This is a genomic window from Anabaena sp. AL09, assembly GCF_001672255.1.
In the GTDB taxonomy this organism is placed as follows: Bacteria; Cyanobacteriota; Cyanobacteriia; order Cyanobacteriales; family Nostocaceae; genus Dolichospermum; species Dolichospermum lemmermannii.
In genome coordinates, this window is the sequence record NZ_LJOQ01000006.1 from 17149 (window position 1) to 32406 (window position 15258).

12 protein-coding genes are annotated in these 15258 nt (G+C 36.8%); 7 read left to right on the forward strand and 5 right to left on the reverse strand.

Going from position 1 to position 15258, the window contains the following annotated elements; genetic code table 11:
* Positions 1–5: 5 nt before the first annotated feature.
* From arsB to AN490_RS00760, 4 genes are all read right to left on the reverse strand, one after another.
* Positions 6–1082 carry an ACR3 family arsenite efflux transporter gene (gene arsB / locus AN490_RS00745; RefSeq protein ID WP_299998997.1) on the reverse strand — a complete coding sequence of 359 codons (1077 nt, stop codon included), beginning with the start codon at positions 1080–1082 and terminating at the stop codon, positions 6–8.
* Between the two features lie 175 nt (positions 1083–1257).
* The gene (arsC, locus tag AN490_RS00750) at positions 1258–1656 is read right to left on the reverse strand and encodes an arsenate reductase, glutathione/glutaredoxin type (RefSeq protein WP_213714985.1); all 399 of its coding nucleotides are present in this window, start codon (positions 1654–1656) and stop codon (positions 1258–1260) included.
* Between the two features lie 62 nt (positions 1657–1718).
* Positions 1719–2336, reverse strand: a complete 618-nt coding sequence (arsH, locus tag AN490_RS00755; RefSeq protein ID WP_299999002.1) for an arsenical resistance protein ArsH — start codon at positions 2334–2336, stop codon at positions 1719–1721.
* Between the two features lie 10 nt (positions 2337–2346).
* Positions 2347–3042, reverse strand: a complete 696-nt coding sequence (locus tag AN490_RS00760) for an MIP/aquaporin family protein (protein ID WP_299999004.1) — start codon at positions 3040–3042, stop codon at positions 2347–2349.
* A 318-nt stretch (positions 3043–3360) separates the two neighbouring features.
* Between AN490_RS00760 and AN490_RS00765 the strand changes: the two genes are divergently transcribed.
* From AN490_RS00765 to AN490_RS00795, 7 genes are all read left to right on the forward strand, one after another.
* Positions 3361–4737 (forward strand): DUF697 domain-containing protein, encoded by a 1377-nt coding sequence (locus tag AN490_RS00765; protein WP_299999158.1) that lies wholly within the window; start codon positions 3361–3363, stop codon positions 4735–4737.
* A 669-nt stretch (positions 4738–5406) separates the two neighbouring features.
* Positions 5407–6237 carry a phytoene/squalene synthase family protein gene (locus AN490_RS00770; RefSeq protein WP_299999007.1) on the forward strand — a complete coding sequence of 277 codons (831 nt, stop codon included), beginning with the start codon at positions 5407–5409 and terminating at the stop codon, positions 6235–6237.
* 223 nt (positions 6238–6460) lie between these two features.
* A complete protein-coding gene (gene hpnJ, locus AN490_RS00775; protein ID WP_299999010.1) occupies positions 6461–7921 on the forward strand; it encodes a hopanoid biosynthesis associated radical SAM protein HpnJ in 1461 nt (486 codons plus the stop codon).
* Between the two features lie 98 nt (positions 7922–8019).
* Positions 8020–9093 carry a site-specific DNA-methyltransferase gene (locus AN490_RS00780; RefSeq protein WP_299999011.1) on the forward strand — a complete coding sequence of 358 codons (1074 nt, stop codon included), beginning with the start codon at positions 8020–8022 and terminating at the stop codon, positions 9091–9093.
* Positions 9094–9136: 43 nt separating this feature from the next.
* Positions 9137–10621 (forward strand): restriction endonuclease, encoded by a 1485-nt coding sequence (locus AN490_RS00785; protein WP_299999013.1) that lies wholly within the window; start codon positions 9137–9139, stop codon positions 10619–10621.
* Between the two features lie 44 nt (positions 10622–10665).
* On the forward strand, positions 10666–11511 hold the full coding sequence (gene hpnK / locus AN490_RS00790; RefSeq protein WP_299999015.1) for a hopanoid biosynthesis-associated protein HpnK: 846 nt from the start codon (positions 10666–10668) through the stop codon (positions 11509–11511).
* Between the two features lie 84 nt (positions 11512–11595).
* Positions 11596–12654, forward strand: coding sequence for a J domain-containing protein (locus AN490_RS00795; protein ID WP_299999017.1), 1059 nt, complete (start codon positions 11596–11598; stop codon positions 12652–12654).
* 169 nt (positions 12655–12823) lie between these two features.
* On the opposite strand, the gene AN490_RS00800 is transcribed toward AN490_RS00795, so the two are convergent.
* Positions 12824–15258: AAA family ATPase (locus tag AN490_RS00800; protein WP_299999019.1), on the reverse strand; the 2435-nt coding region annotated here is incomplete at its 5' end.

A 15258-nucleotide genomic window follows, 5' to 3' on the forward strand; every position in this document is an offset into this window, starting at 1 on the left:
TTTAATTATAATCCTATTGGTGGAGATGCGCGAAAAAAATGTTTCTTGATCCAGAAAGATACACTGACTAAACTAATTAAGACTGGCACTTCTACCAATGGTCCAATCACAGCAGCAAAAGCCACACCAGATTTAATCCCAAATACAGAAATAGCTACAGCTATTGCTAATTCAAAATTATTACCAGCAGCGGTAAATGCCACACTAGCAGCTTTGGCATAGTCAGCTTTAATTTTCCATGCTAGGTAAAAACTACTCAAAAACATGAATAGGAAATAGATAATGAGGGGAATGGCAATGCGGACAACATCGAGAGGAATCTGCACAATCAAATTGCCCTTTAAACTAAACATTACCATGATTGTAAATAAAAGAGCAATTAAAGTAATCGGACTGATTTTCGGAATAAACTGCTGATGATACCACTGCTTACCTTTAGCTTTTACTAAAATAACGCGAGTCATAAATCCAGCCAGAAAAGGAATGCCTAAATAGATAAAAACGCTGTTGGCAATTTCCCCAATACTGATATTGACAATAGTTCCTTGTAAGCCAAATAAAGGCGGTAAAATCGCCAGAAAAAACCAAGCATAAACGCTGTAAAAGAAAACTTGAAAAATACTATTAAAAGCAACTAATCCGGCTGTATATTCAGCGTCTCCCTTAGCTAGTTCACTCCAAACAATTACCATGGCAATACAAGGGGCTATTCCCACCATGATTAACCCAGTCATATACTCAGGTTTATCGCGTAAAAAAAGAATAGCAAGTGTAAACATTACAATTGGGGCAATTATCCAAGTCAGCGATAATGATAGTCCGAGAATTTTTTTATTACGAAATACATCTCCTAATTCTTCATATTTTACCTTTGCTAAGGGTGGGTACATCATCAAAATTAAACCAATAGCAATAGGAATGTTGGTTGTTCCTATTTGGAAATGATTGATAAAAACTTCTATTGTGGGGAAAAAATATCCTAAACCCACTCCAGTTGCCATTGCCAGAAATATCCACAATGTCAAAAAGCGATCCAGAAAAGAAAGGCGTTTGATAATCAGTTTTTGAGTTATAGATTTCACTTAATTCATCTCAATTTAGATCAGATCCCCGACTTCTTCAAGAAGTCGGGGATCTTGTGATTCATTTAAACTCAAATAGATTTTGGAGCCATCCCACTAGGGTAGGATATACCTGTTTGTATAGCATCTCTTTAGACAGAGGAATATTAATCTCCACTTTTCTAAGCCATAGCTATTAAATGGTTAAATCTTCTATCAATTGAATCACTCTTTCCTTAACTTCATCACGAACACGGAGAAAAGTATCAATACCGTGTCCTTCAGGATCATCAAGTTGCCAATCTGCAAACACTTCTCTTAATACCCATGCTTCTGGTAAATTGACTCCACAACCACACAGAGATATGACAGCATCAAAATCTTCAGGATTAAAATCACTTAAACATTTAGAACTTTGATTGCTAATATCAATACCGATTTCTGCCATAACTTCCACAGTGATAGGGTCAACATGACTTGATGCTAAACCAGAACTAGCAACGGCAATTTTACCCTCTCCTAAAGTTTTCGCAAAACCTTCCGCCATTTGAGAACGACGAGAATTTTTCTTGCAAACAAACATTACTTTTTTCATGATCTTTGTAGTTGTTAAATAAAGGTTTTTCAGATCCCCGACTTCTTAAAGAAGTCGGGGATCTAGTTTTTGGCAGCTTTTTCTTTACGTTCACTGTGGCGATCTGTGAGATAATCAACTTGATCACGTAACAGCAAAGTAAACTTATATAATTCTTCCATGACATCAATTACTCGGTCACGATAAGCAGAATCTTTCATTGTGCCATCTTCATGAAATTCTTGATAAGCTTTGGCCACAGAAGATTGATTAGGAATGGTAAACATTCGCATCCAACGCCCTAAAATTCGCATGGTATTAACGGCATTGAAAGATTGAGAACCGCCACTTACTTGCATGACTGCTAATGTCCTGCCTTGAGTTGGTCTAACAGCACCAATACTCAAAGGAATCCAATCAATTTGATTTTTCAAAATTCCGGTTATATTACCGTGCATTTCTGGAGAAGACCAAACTTGACCTTCTGACCAGGTACTCAATTCTCGCAGTTCTTGAACTTTGGCATGAGTATCACTAACACTACCATAAATTGGTAATTCACGCGGATCAAAAAACTGAACTTCTGCACCAAATTCTTGAATAATTCTGGCAGCTTCCTCTGCTAACAAACGACTGTAAGAACGTTCGCGCAAAGAACCATATAAAAATAATATTCTGGGTGGATGATCGAAATTTGTCATTGTTATGCCTTTATTCTTTAAAATCTCGGAAACCATGAGAAATTATGCCATAAACTTTGACTGCAAACTGTGAACCTAAAATTGGTGCTACCCAATAAACCCAATGATGTTGCCAAATTCCTCCTACTAAAGCTGGTCCAAAAGAACGGGCAGGATTCATACTTGCACCAGTAATAGGACCCATAAAAGCCGCTTCTAATGCTACTGTTAAACCAATAGCTAAACCAGCAAAACCAATATGAGCGCGACGATCTAAACCAGATCCCAAAATCACAAACATTAAAATGAAAGTGAGAACTATTTCTAATATAAAAGATTGCCACCAATTACCATTTAACGGCATAGTTGCCCCTAAATTAGCTACATTTCCCAAACTAATGCGTAGCAAGCTAGAGGCTAATATAGATCCTAATAATTGGGCAAAAATATATGGCAATACTTGCTTTTTTGAAAAAAATCCACTTGTCCAAAATGCCAGAGTTACCGCTGGGTTAAAATGTGCGCCGCTGAGATGTCCTAAACTGTAAATTAATGCTGCGACTACAGCCCCAAATACAAAACTAATTCCCAGATGTGTAATAGCACCTTGACTGATATGATTAACCATCACAGCACCAGTCCCAGCAAATACCAAAATAAAAGTCCCAATAGCCTCTACTAAAACTTCTGACCTAAATTGATAAAATTCCTGAAAAAATGACTTCATCAAATTAAAATATAATAAATAACCCTCTTGATTCCTCTGGAGTGCCTCCGCGCCTCTGCGTGAGAAAAAATGTATTGCCTAACACTCTACCATGAGATATCAAAATCAATCAAGAAAAATTGATGTATTGTTTATACAATGCTTTTAGCTGCTTACTCTGCTCCAACATCAAAAGACGTTTGTTCACCAACCTCAATCCGAGTAGCAGGTTTTGGACTAAAGTGAGGTAAAAGCTTTTTCCTCGCGTGGAGAATCACAATTGTGAAGTTACAGCGACCGATTTTAGTGGGAGGACTAGGACTATCGTTCTCCCTGTGGATGTTAAACAGTTGGCATGATTCAATAGTGCAAGTGGGAGAATTCGGACTCCTGAGTGCTTTGGCTGTCGGAGGGGGTTTGTGGTTGTTCAATAAAAATCAGCCCCAATTAGGTGAACAGCTAAATGATATGGTTGTAGATAGAGCGGCTGTGGATAAAGCGATCGCTAAAACTCAAGTAATAATTAATCAACTGGCACAAGAAGCAGTCAATCATCCTCACCTAGCAATTCTCCGCGAAAAACTCGCTAAATTGCCCTTAGAACTGGATAGAAAGGAAATCACCCTGGCCGTTACTGGTGGTAAATCCGTAGGTAAAAGTACAGTTATTGAAGTTCTAAAAACTGCCCCAACTATTCCGGGAATGTCTTTGCATTTTGCGGAAACAGCGCCTTTATTTTCCGTAGCTGGTGAAAATTCTGATGTTGTCACTTTATCGGAAATGCAGAAATCTGATTTTGTCTTATTTCTGACCAACGGTGATTTAACAGATTCAGAATTTCAGGTTTTACAACAGCTAAAAGCCGGAAAACAGCCGACATTGCTAGTTTTCAACAAACAAGATCAATATCAACCTGATGAACGCGCTACAGTTTTTCAATCATTAAAACAGCGCATTGGTGCAAATGTAGTTGCGACTGCGGCTTCTCCTGTATCTGTGAAAGTGCGGAAACATGGAGAAGATGGTTCTTTCCAAGAATGGATGGAACAACCAACGCCAGATATCCAGCAATTGACACAACAATTAGCAGCGGTTGTGGGACAGCAAGGAGAACAGCTAGTTTGTAATACCACAAATCGCAAGGTATTATTACTCAAAGCCGAAGCCAAAAATTGTTTAAATGGTGTGAGAAGAGATCAAGCCACACCTTTTATAGAACAATATCAATGGATTGCAGCGGCGGCAGCTTTTGCTAATCCCGTACCAGCTTTAGATATTCTCGCAACTGCGGCGATTACTGCTCAAATGGTGATAGATTTGGGTAATATTTATCAGCAGAAAATTTCCTTAGAACAAGCGCAACAAGTAGCGGGAACTATGGGAAGTTTGATGTTGAAATTAGGTTTAGTGGAACTTTCAACTAGGGCTGTAACAGGTATTCTGAAAACTAATGTTGCTACCTTTGTCGCTGGGGGAATGGTAGAGGGAGTTAGTGCTGCTTACCTCACAAGAGTAGCGGGATTAAGTTTAGTGGCATATTTTGAACAGCAAGAAATTGCTTTAGAATCAGGAAGTGCTTTAAATCTCGACAAACTGCGTCAAGTTTTGCAAACTGTATTCCAGCAAAATCAAAAAATGGCTGTTTTGGAAGCTTTTGTGAAGCAAGGTGTGAAGCGGTTGTTACCAGAAGCAAAAACAGTGGAAGTTGTAGCTTAACCTTTCATATCCCTGATTTATTTAAGAAGTCGGGGATATGAATCTCTCAATTGTCAGAATCAGGATATCCAGGATTTTAGGATTTGCAGGATGTTGGTTTTAAATGTCATATTTTAAATATTCATTTAATATTTAATAATCAATTTTCAAATTGAAAATATGAGAGTTTAATAAGACAAATAAAATCACCAACTTCCCACCAAAAATCATCCAATAACATCCAAAACAAGATCCCCGACTTCTTCAAGAAATCGGGGATATAACACAATGATATATTTATCTCGACTTCGCTCGATAACCACCTGATTCTGACAAATAAAAATTTGTAGGACAATACAGCTTGAATCATAAAATCATATACTCAACAATAGAATCCACATCCTGGTAAAATAAGTGACTCTATCGGCACTTCTGCAATACTTCAGCCTAAGAACTTTGCTGTTCTTATTTCTATCCTTGTAGACAAGGTTATTGTTACCAAAACCTTATATACTGTACTAAGCTTTGATAAACTGGAAAATTGTGTTAAATGCGACACTATAAACTATGTATTCCTAGATTAAATTCTAGAGTGTCTATGGTTTTTAAGATTTAATCAATACTAAATCTAGTATTATTGAAAAGTCCGAAATTAGGTGTGGTGTGCAAATCAAGAGAGGAGTGAACAAAATGGATTTACGTGGAGATGCGTTGCAAATCCTTAAAGACACTAGTAGAACTTTTTATATCCCAATTAGTATTTTACCATCAGGATTACAAGAAGCAGTGGCATCAGCATACTTGTGTATGCGCGCCATTGACCAAATTGAAGATGATCCAAATTTGGATAATGGGACTAAAAAACGCCTGTTGCAGAATATTAGTCTAACATTGCAAGCGGGAATAGATGGTTTTCCGCTGGATGCTTTCTCTGTAGGATTTAAAGGTTACGAAAATTCTTTACAAGAAGTCAGTTTACGCATTAGAGAATGGTCAATATTAGCACCTGAAAGCATTGCCCCCCGAATTTGGGATGCAACAGCCGCAATGGCTGATAGAATGGCTTATTGGGCAGATAGAAATTGGCAAATAGAAACAGAGGCGGATTTAGACCGTTATACTTTTGGGGTGGCTGGTGCTGTGGGCTTGTTACTCTCAGATTTATGGAATTGGTATGATGGAACTCAAAGCAACCGCACTCAAGCCATAGGATTTGGTAGGGGTTTGCAAGCAGTAAATATTCTGCGAAACAATGGTGAGGATTTAACTCGTGGAGTCAATTTTTACCCAGCAGGTTGGGATAATGATAATCTCCAAAAATATGCCCGTCGCAATCTCATTCTAGCAGATGCCTATACGAACTCTTTGCCAAATGGACCGGCTTTGCAATTTTGCCAAATTCCTCTAGCTTTAGCTCATGGTACTCTAGATGCTTTGGCTAGTGGTAAGGAAAAACTCACTCGTAGTGATGTTGTTTCCCTGATTGAAAACCTCATGGGTGTGAATGCTAAAGCTAGTTAGGAAATAGGGTATGGGGAACAAATCTGCCCGGAACTTAAGTTCCGGTCTAAAAGCTAAAGTGCGTTAAAACGCACTCTGGTTAACTCAAAATCAAAAACTATCCTATTTATGTCAAAGTAGTCGGTTTTAACCGAGTTTAGCTTTTAGACAGGGAATTCATTCCCTGGTTGGCTTAAGTTGACAACTAACAACTAACAACTAACAACTGACAAGAAAAATATTCATGAAAACTACTTTATTTTTGAGTCCACCTTCTTTTGATGGTTTTGATGGTGGTGCGGGGGCGCGGTATCAAGCAAAACGAGAAATTACTTCTTTTTGGTATCCGACTTGGTTAGCACAACCTGCGGCTTTAGTTCCTGGCAGTAGGTTAGTTGATGCACCTCCTCATGGGCAGACAGTGGATGATGTGCTGAAAATTGCCAAGGATTACGAATTGGTGATTATGCACACCAGCACGCCTTCTTTGGCTAATGATGTCAAGTGTGCAGAAACGATCAAAGAGCAAAATCCCAATGTGCAAATTGGCTTTGTAGGGGCGCACGTTGCGGTTTTACCAGAGGCAACTTTACGGGAAAATCCGGTTATTGATTTTGTCTGCCGCAATGAGTTTGATTATACCTGTAAGGAATTGGCAGAAGGGAAACCTTGGGATGAAATCAAGGGTTTGAGTTACCGGGATAAGTTGGGAAATATCCACCAAACGGAAGAACGTCCTTTAATTCATGACTGGGATGCTATGCCCAGTGTGTTGCCAGTTTATGCCCGCGATTTGGATATTAGCAAATATTTTATTGGCTATTTGCAACATCCTTACATTTCTTTTTATACTGGCCGTGGTTGTCCAGCAAAATGTACTTTTTGTTTGTGGCCGCAAACTATTGGCGGACATTTATACCGTCATAAAAGCCCCGATGCCGTAGGCAGAGAAATGGAAGAAGCCAAGGTTCTCTTTGGGGACAAGGTGCGGGAGTATATGTTTGATGATGATACTTTTACCATTGACAAACATCGAGCGATCGCAATTAGCAAACATATGAAGCGACTCAATTTAACTTGGAGTTGCAATGCTCGTGCTAATTTAGATTATGATACTCTCAAAACTTTACGGGATAACGGTTTAAGGTTGTTATTGGTAGGTTTTGAATCTGGCAATCAAGAAGTTCTCAATAATATCAAAAAAGGTATTAAGCTAGAAGTGGCGCGAGAATTCATGAAGAATTGCCACAAACTTGGTATTACTGTACATGGGACTTTTATTATCGGTTTGCCGATAGAAACGAAAGAAACTGTAGAAGAAACAATTCGTTTTGCTTGTGAATTAAGTCCCCATACAATTCAAGTTTCTATTGCTGCACCTTATCCTGGTACAGAGTTGTATGAACAAGCCAGAGAAAAGGGTTGGTTTGCAAATGAGTCTTTAGTAGCAACTTCTGGTATTCAAACTTCAACTTTGCAATATCCAACTCTTTCCAGTGCGGAAATTGAAGATTCAGTTGAACAAATGTATCGCAAGTTTTACTTCCGTCCGAAAGCGATTATTCCGATTGTGCGGGAAATGCTGGCTGATAGACAAATGTTAGTTCGTCGTTTGCGGGAAGGTAAGGAGTTCTTTGGTTATTTGAATGAACGTCGGACTCAAGCAGCCGCACACGCAAAGTCTAAGCAAACTTCTGTTGTTTAGGTTGTATAATGTAATGATGACTAATTTATCGTCATCAGAATAAATTGTAAGGATGGCGTTAATTCCATCCTTACTACTACATAAAATTTTGAATTAATATGCAAAATAATTTTGCTGCTTACTACCAAACAGAATTTGGTGCTGCTTATTTAGGAAATAGTCTGGAATTAATGACAGATATTCCTGACGAAAGTATAGATTTAATTTGTACATCTCCACCATTTGCACTACTTAGAAAAAAAGAATATGGTAACGTTGATGCTGATGAATATGTAGAATGGTTCAAAGATTTTGCAGTACAATTTCACCGCATTCTCAAACCTACAGGTTCATTAGTAATTGATATTGGTGGAAGTTGGGTTAAAGGAATACCAGTTCGTTCTCTTTATCATTTTGAACTTGTTGTTTCTTTGTGTAAACCACAAAAAAAAGGTGGATTAGGTTTTTATTTAGCACAAGAATTATATTGGTATAATCCCGCAAAACTTCCTACTCCCGCAGAATGGGTAACAGTTCGCAGAGAACGAGTTAAAGATGCTGTAAATACTATTTGGTGGCTGTCTAAAGAACCCCATCCTAAAGCTAATAATAGAAGAGTTTTAAAACCTTATAGTCAAGCCATGAAAAATCTGCTTAAAAATGGCTATAAACCTAAATTAAGACCATCAGGTCATGATATTTCTCATAAATTTAGTAATGATAGAGGTGGTGCTATTCCTCCTAATATTATTGATGGACGTTCTAGTATAGATAAAGAAGAAATGGGACAACCAACTCCAATTCAAGAAGATTTATTCTTAGCAGTTAACATGATTTCTGCTTCTAATACTGCTTCCAATGATTATTACCAAATACGCTGTAAAGAGGAAGGTTTTAAACCACATCCAGCCAGATTTCCTCAAGCTTTACCAGAGTTTATCATTAATCTTTGTACTGAACCAGGAGATATTGTATTAGATCCTTTTGCTGGGTCTAATATGACAGGTAGAGTAGCAGAAACATTACAAAGAAAATGGTTATCTTTTGAAATAGATGAAAATTATGTTAAAAGTTCACAATTGAGATTTGAAAAAAATGCTCCTTTGGTTGTTGAACTACCAGCAGATTTATTACCTATTGATTTAGAAAATTCTCTTAATAAATCACAAACTATTCAGTTAGGATTATTTTAACAGTATTGACAAAGTAAATTTTAATATGTTAGGTAAATAGCAAATGGAATCAAAAAACATCAAAAAAAAATTAAAAAGATTTACTTATGGAGATCAATTTGATCCAAATAAATTCTCCTTAATTGAAATTCTAGAATTATGTAATAAGTGTCAACCAAATCGGGATATACTAGAAGCTAGTATTGCTGAACGTTATTTTTCTCAACATTCTCAACAAACATCATCTAAACTAGCATCAGAAAATATTGGTAAATTGGCAATGAATTGTTTCTTATCAATTAGAGCATATCAACTAATTGAGGATTTACAAGAATCACGTCAATATAAACTGACTTCTCTAGCTGAAGAATTTTTATCTGGTGCTAATAATAGTTCATTTGTAAATCAAAAGTTTGCAGGACATATATTAAATAATTTAGCAGGAATGGCTTTATTAAAGGCCATTGATGTGATTAATAATCGAGGAGAAGAACCACAATTAGAAGCAATCAGCTATGAATTACAAGAAAGGGGATATTCAATATCTCCTAATTGCACTTATGTAAGTACCATGAGAAGTTGGTTATCTCTAGCAGGTGTTTTTGAAAGGAAAACGGAAATTAATTGGGATATTGTTTCTGATATTTTAGGTATTAATAAAGATTTTATTGATGAACTTTATGCACTAAATCCAGCACAAAAACACTTTTTATTGAGTTTACTAAACTTAAATATACAAGAATTTACACCAGCTAACAAAATAGCGCAACATACAAGAAGTATTTATAAATTAAGACTCACGACTAAAAATTTAGTGAAAGATGTAATTCAACCACTGGTAAATTTTGGGTTAATAGAAACAGAAAAAACTACAGGTGGTAGAGGTGCTAAACCTAATAATGTTCGACTAAGTAATAAAGCTAGATCAGAAATATTAACACCATTATTAAAATCTATTGCTAATGAAACGAGAATTTCAGAGATTGAACTTAATCGCACTTTTGATGATGTTGTCAATGAATTAAATCATCCAGATAAACATATAAAAGGTAAAGCATTAGAACTTCTAGCAATTTGGATGATCCGTCTTACGAGTCTGAGGTTTACAAAATGGCGTAGTAGAGAAAATGGCAAAGGAGAAGTTGATGTTTTAGCAGCTTCTGATAGGTTTGTTTATAGTCGTTGGCAAATTCAATGCAAAAATACAGCTAAAGTTGATATTGATGTTTTAGCTAAAGAAATAGGTTTAACATTTGTTACAGGGGCAGATGTAGTTATGGTTGTGACAACTGGAGAGTTTACAAGAGATGCTTATCGATATGCTTATAGAATGATGGATGTATCTCGTTATTATATGATTCTGTTGCAAAAAGATGATATTGAGGCTATTAAGAAAGATAAAACAAGTATTGTAGAAATTTTGGATAAAAAAGCTAGAAGAGTATTTTCTAAAAAAGAACTGGATATCTCAGATGAAGAATTAAATGAAATTGAACAAGAAGAAGATTGGATGGCTGAAGTTATGGAAGATGAGCAAAATGATATTTGATTTTTATCATCAAGTTTCAAGACAATTAACATATAATTAATGCTGTGAATAAACCTCATTTTCTCGTTATTAATGCTGATGATTTCGGGTTTTCCCAGGGTGTGAATGCAGCGATTATTCAAGCCCATGAGGAAGGCATTTTAACTAGCACTAGTTTAATGGTAAGTGGTGATGCTGCACAAGAGGCGATCGCACTGGCAAAAAATCACCCTCATTTAGCAGTGGGTTTACACCTGGTTTTAGTGTGCGGTAAATCGGTTTTACCACCTGCACAAATTCCCAATTTAGTAGACTCTCAAGGGAATTTCTCTAATAATCCCACCCAAGCAGGATTAAGTTATCAATTTAATCAAGCTACCCGTGCAGAATTGCGGTTAGAAATATCTGCTCAATTAGAAAAATTTCGGGATTCTGGTTTAAATCTTGCTCATGTTGATGGACATTTACATCTTCATGTACATCCTGTAATTTTGAATATTTTAACAGAATTTGCCGCGGAATTTCAGATTAAATTTATTCGTCTACCTTCAGAAGAATTAAGCAAAAACCTCAAAATTGATAACCGTAATTTATTCACTAAAATAATTTGGTCTATTGTTTTTGGACAATTACGCCGTTATGGAGAAGGTTTATTAAAAGCGAATCAAATTAAATTTGCTGACAGGGTTTATGGATTGTTACAAACTGGTGACATGAGCGAAGAATATTTACTCGGTTTGATACCGCAAATAGAAGCGGAATTAGTAGAAATTTATTCTCATCCTGATTTAGTGAATACTGAGATAAATAACGGTGGTGAGGTAGAATTAGCGGGTTTATTGAGTAAGCAAGTGCGAGAAATGTTGACTGTGAAAGGGTTTGAGTTGAGTAATTATAACCAGTTAATTTAATTTAAAATCTTCTATAAATATCAATATTTAAAATATAATATTAATTGTGTTCGTTTATCAACCCTGAGCTTAATTGCATCTGCCATGGCACGCAAAACAAAAACAGCATCCTCAACTACAGTAACTCCCCTAGCTCTTTCTGACTTACATCTCCAGTTAGCGGGTTTAGAGAAAGAACACCAATCTCTATTAAAGCAAATTAAGAAAAAGCGGACAGAATTAAATAACTTTGTCGAAAAAATGCGTTCTTTAGCGACAGAGGTATTTCATCGAGTTAGTCCGAATATGAAAACAATGGCCGAATTAGATGCAGAAATTCATGCTTTGTTTGCCGAAATTTTAAATACAAGAAAAATGGGAAAGCAAACCCAGAAAAATATCCAATCACTGTACAGAAGTTTGCAAATGGGAGGAATTATTAGTTATAAACATATTGAAGAAGAAAAAGAAAATGATGATAATGAAGAATTAGATGAACTATTTGAAGATAATGATTCTCAAGAAAATCATCAACGTCGTCGTCAATTTTGGGAAGCAGAACAAGATTCAGAATCTCCCACAGTAGCGAGAACAGATGAATCTAGAAAAATCCGACAGACATTTTTGCGGTTAGCGGAAATCTTTCACCCTGATAAGGTTAAAGATAATGAAACCCAAATGACTCACACGGAAATAATGAAGGAAATTAATAAAGCTTACCAAGATGGAGATTTAGCGCGACTTTTGGAAATTGAACGTAAATATGAAGTCGGAGAAACAATTGATAATAATAGCGAAGATGATTTAAGTCGCAGATGTAAAAATATAGAACAACACAATCAAATTCTCAAAAATCAATATGAGAAGTTGAAACAGGAACTCCGGTTAGCAAAAAATACCCCGGAAGGATCAATGGTTGCGGATTATAAAAAAGCAGCTAAACAAGGTGTTGATTGTATTGAATTAATGCTGGAAACTATCCAATCTCAAACTAAGATAGTTGCGGAAATTCGTGATTTTGTTCAAGACTTTAAAGATAAAAAGATCACTATTAAAGAATTTCTCGCAGGACCAGAAAGTCTCCGTTCTGTACAGGAAGATATGATGGAAGAACTACTGGAAAGAATGATGGAAGAATTTGGGGGGATGATGGATTTTAATTAGCAAATTATTTCAAGATTTGCTAATAATTATTAAGAGGGTGTTTGAAAAGTTATAGTTGATGTATCAAATATTTTTTACCCCACCCTAACCCTCCCCTTGTAAAGGGGAGGGAACTGGATTTTTACAGGTTTCATCTTGATTTTTCAAATTATTCCTTTAATTCTTGTATTTAACCGTTAGGCAAAGTGCTGTAATCATGAAGATATAACCGAAAACTGTGATGATATAATTGATATTTAGTTTCTTTATTTGTGTGTATTTCTTGCAGAAATTCTAACCAAGTTTCCATAATTTCCGCCACATCAAAAACATCAGCTTTGATAATTTTACTAATAGCTACCGTTGACATTGGTTGAGTTTCTTCAGCAGTTAAAACCCGCAATATATCCATCGCAACATCAGATAAACCATGACCTTGCATCTTTTGCCAATGTTGTTGATAATAGGTTTCTAAATATGGGGGAATTTGCTCAAAATTATTGACAGAATAAAAACCATCAGCCATAGCTTTTAAAACCTGCTGCACATACATAAAATTATCTTCATTTTCATTAATTAATTCAATTATATTTCTCTGCGAACTCTGCGTCTCTGCGGTTCGTTTCTTCCGAATATATGCTTTAATATCCTGCCGATTTTCCACTGGATAATCTGCTAAATCTAAAATTTGTGATGGTGCTTCAATTAACAAGCCACTATGGGATTTTTGATAGGGACGACGAGCGAAAATAAAATAAATTTGATCCGGTAAATATCGCGGTAGATAAAATAAATTCGTGCCTACAGCTTGACTATTTATATCAATTCCATCCAAACCATCAATGACAATAATTATTTTCTGATCTGGTAAATTCTCGCTGACTTGTTGCAATAAAGTAGAAAATAACCAACTTCCCTCATGTGCATTGATAAATCCTATCTCCGTCATCGTTTGCGGGGAAGGTTGGGGAGGGGTGCTAGATAATTTCTCTAACAATAAATTTAACTGTGTACAAACCTCTGGAAAAAATGCCTCAACTCGATTTTTACCCGCAATTTGGGCATTGTAATAAATAGTATGGGGATTTTGGCGCACAAATTGGGCAAGAATGGCACTTTTACCGCTACCGGGAACACCCACAATGGTGAAATAACCCTTGGGGTAACGGTGGAGAAATTTATTAATTGCAGTGAAGATAAAATCACGACCTACAAAATTTTCACTCTTTGCTGAAGCAGAGAAAGATAAACTATTCATCTGTTGCAAACGCAGAAGATGTAACCTTCCTGATAATTCCGCTGCAACAATTGTCACCCCATCGGGAGCAACTGCACAGGAAGTTATAGGATTTTCTCCTGTGAAGGTTGCTATTTCCTTTCTGGTTGCTAAATCCCAGATTTTTATAGTGTTGTCAGCAGAACCAGAAATCACCGTTTTTCCATCGGGTGTGAGTGAGATCGCTCTTACCCAATCACTATGACCTTGAAGGGTGAACTTTTTTCTTCCTGTTCCCACATCCCAGATTTTGATAGTCTTGTCATCTGAACCAGAAATCACGGTTTTTCCATCGGGTGTGACTGCGATTGCACTTACTGAGTAACTATGACCTGGAAGGGTGAACTTTTCTTGACCTGTTCCCACATCCCAGATTTTGATAGTCTTGTCATCTGAACCAGAAATCACCGTTTTTCCATCAGGTGTGAGTGAGATCGCTCTTATCCAGGAACTATGACCTTTAAAGATGAACTTGAACTTTTCTTGACCTGTTGCTAAATCCCAGATTTTGATAGTGTTGTCAGATGAACCAGAAATCACCGTTTTTCCATCGGGTGTGAGTGCAATCGCATTTATCGAGTGACTATGACCTTTAAAGGTCAACTTTTCTGTTCCTGTTACCAAATCCCAGATTTTGATAGTGTTGTCATAAGAACCAGAAATCACCGTTTTTCCATCGGGTGTGAGTGCGATCGCTCTTACCCAGGTATGACCTTGAAAGGTCAACTTTTCTGTTCCTGTGACCAAATCCCAGATTTTGATAGTCTTGTCATAAGAACCAGAAATCACCGTTTTTCCATCGGGTGTGAGTGTGATCGCATTTACCGAGTGACTATGACCTTTAAAGGGACTTATAAAGGTGAAATTTTCTGTTTCTGTGACCAAATCCCAGATTTTGATAGTCTTGTCATAAGAACCAGAAATCACCGTTTGTCCATCGGGTGTGAGTGCGATCGCTCTTACCCCGTAACTATGACCTTTAAAGGTGAACTTTTCTTGACCTGTTGGTAAATCCCAGATTTTGATAGTCTTGTCATAAGAACCAGAAATCATCGTTTGTCCATCGGGTGTGAGTGCGATCGCTCTTACCTCGCAACTATGACCTTTAAAGGTGAACTTTTCTTGACCTGTTGGTAAATCCCAGATTTTGATAGTCTTGTCATCTGAACCAGAAATCATCGTTTGTCCATCGGGTGTGAGTGCGATCGCTGTTACCCAGGAACTATGACCTTTAAAGGTCAACTTTTCTTGACCTGTGACCAAATCCCAGATTTTGATAGTGTTGTCAGATGAACCAGAAATCACCGTTTTTCCATCGGGTGTGAGTGCGATCGCATTTATCGAGTGAC

Coding starts and splice junctions, on each gene's coding strand:
- arsC (WP_213714985.1), bottom strand. CDS start 1,656: ATGAAAAAAGTAATGTTTGTTTGCAAGAAAAATTCTCGTCGTTCTCAA.
- arsH (WP_299999002.1), bottom strand. CDS start 2,336: ATGACAAATTTCGATCATCCACCCAGAATATTATTTTTATATGGTTCT.
- AN490_RS00760 (WP_299999004.1), bottom strand. CDS start 3,042: ATGAAGTCATTTTTTCAGGAATTTTATCAATTTAGGTCAGAAGTTTTA.
- AN490_RS00765 (WP_299999158.1), top strand. CDS start 3,361: ATGTTAAACAGTTGGCATGATTCAATAGTGCAAGTGGGAGAATTCGGA.
- AN490_RS00770 (WP_299999007.1), top strand. CDS start 5,407: ATGGATTTACGTGGAGATGCGTTGCAAATCCTTAAAGACACTAGTAGA.
- hpnJ (WP_299999010.1), top strand. CDS start 6,461: ATGAAAACTACTTTATTTTTGAGTCCACCTTCTTTTGATGGTTTTGAT.
- AN490_RS00780 (WP_299999011.1), top strand. CDS start 8,020: ATGCAAAATAATTTTGCTGCTTACTACCAAACAGAATTTGGTGCTGCT.
- AN490_RS00785 (WP_299999013.1), top strand. CDS start 9,137: ATGGAATCAAAAAACATCAAAAAAAAATTAAAAAGATTTACTTATGGA.
- AN490_RS00795 (WP_299999017.1), top strand. CDS start 11,596: ATGGCACGCAAAACAAAAACAGCATCCTCAACTACAGTAACTCCCCTA.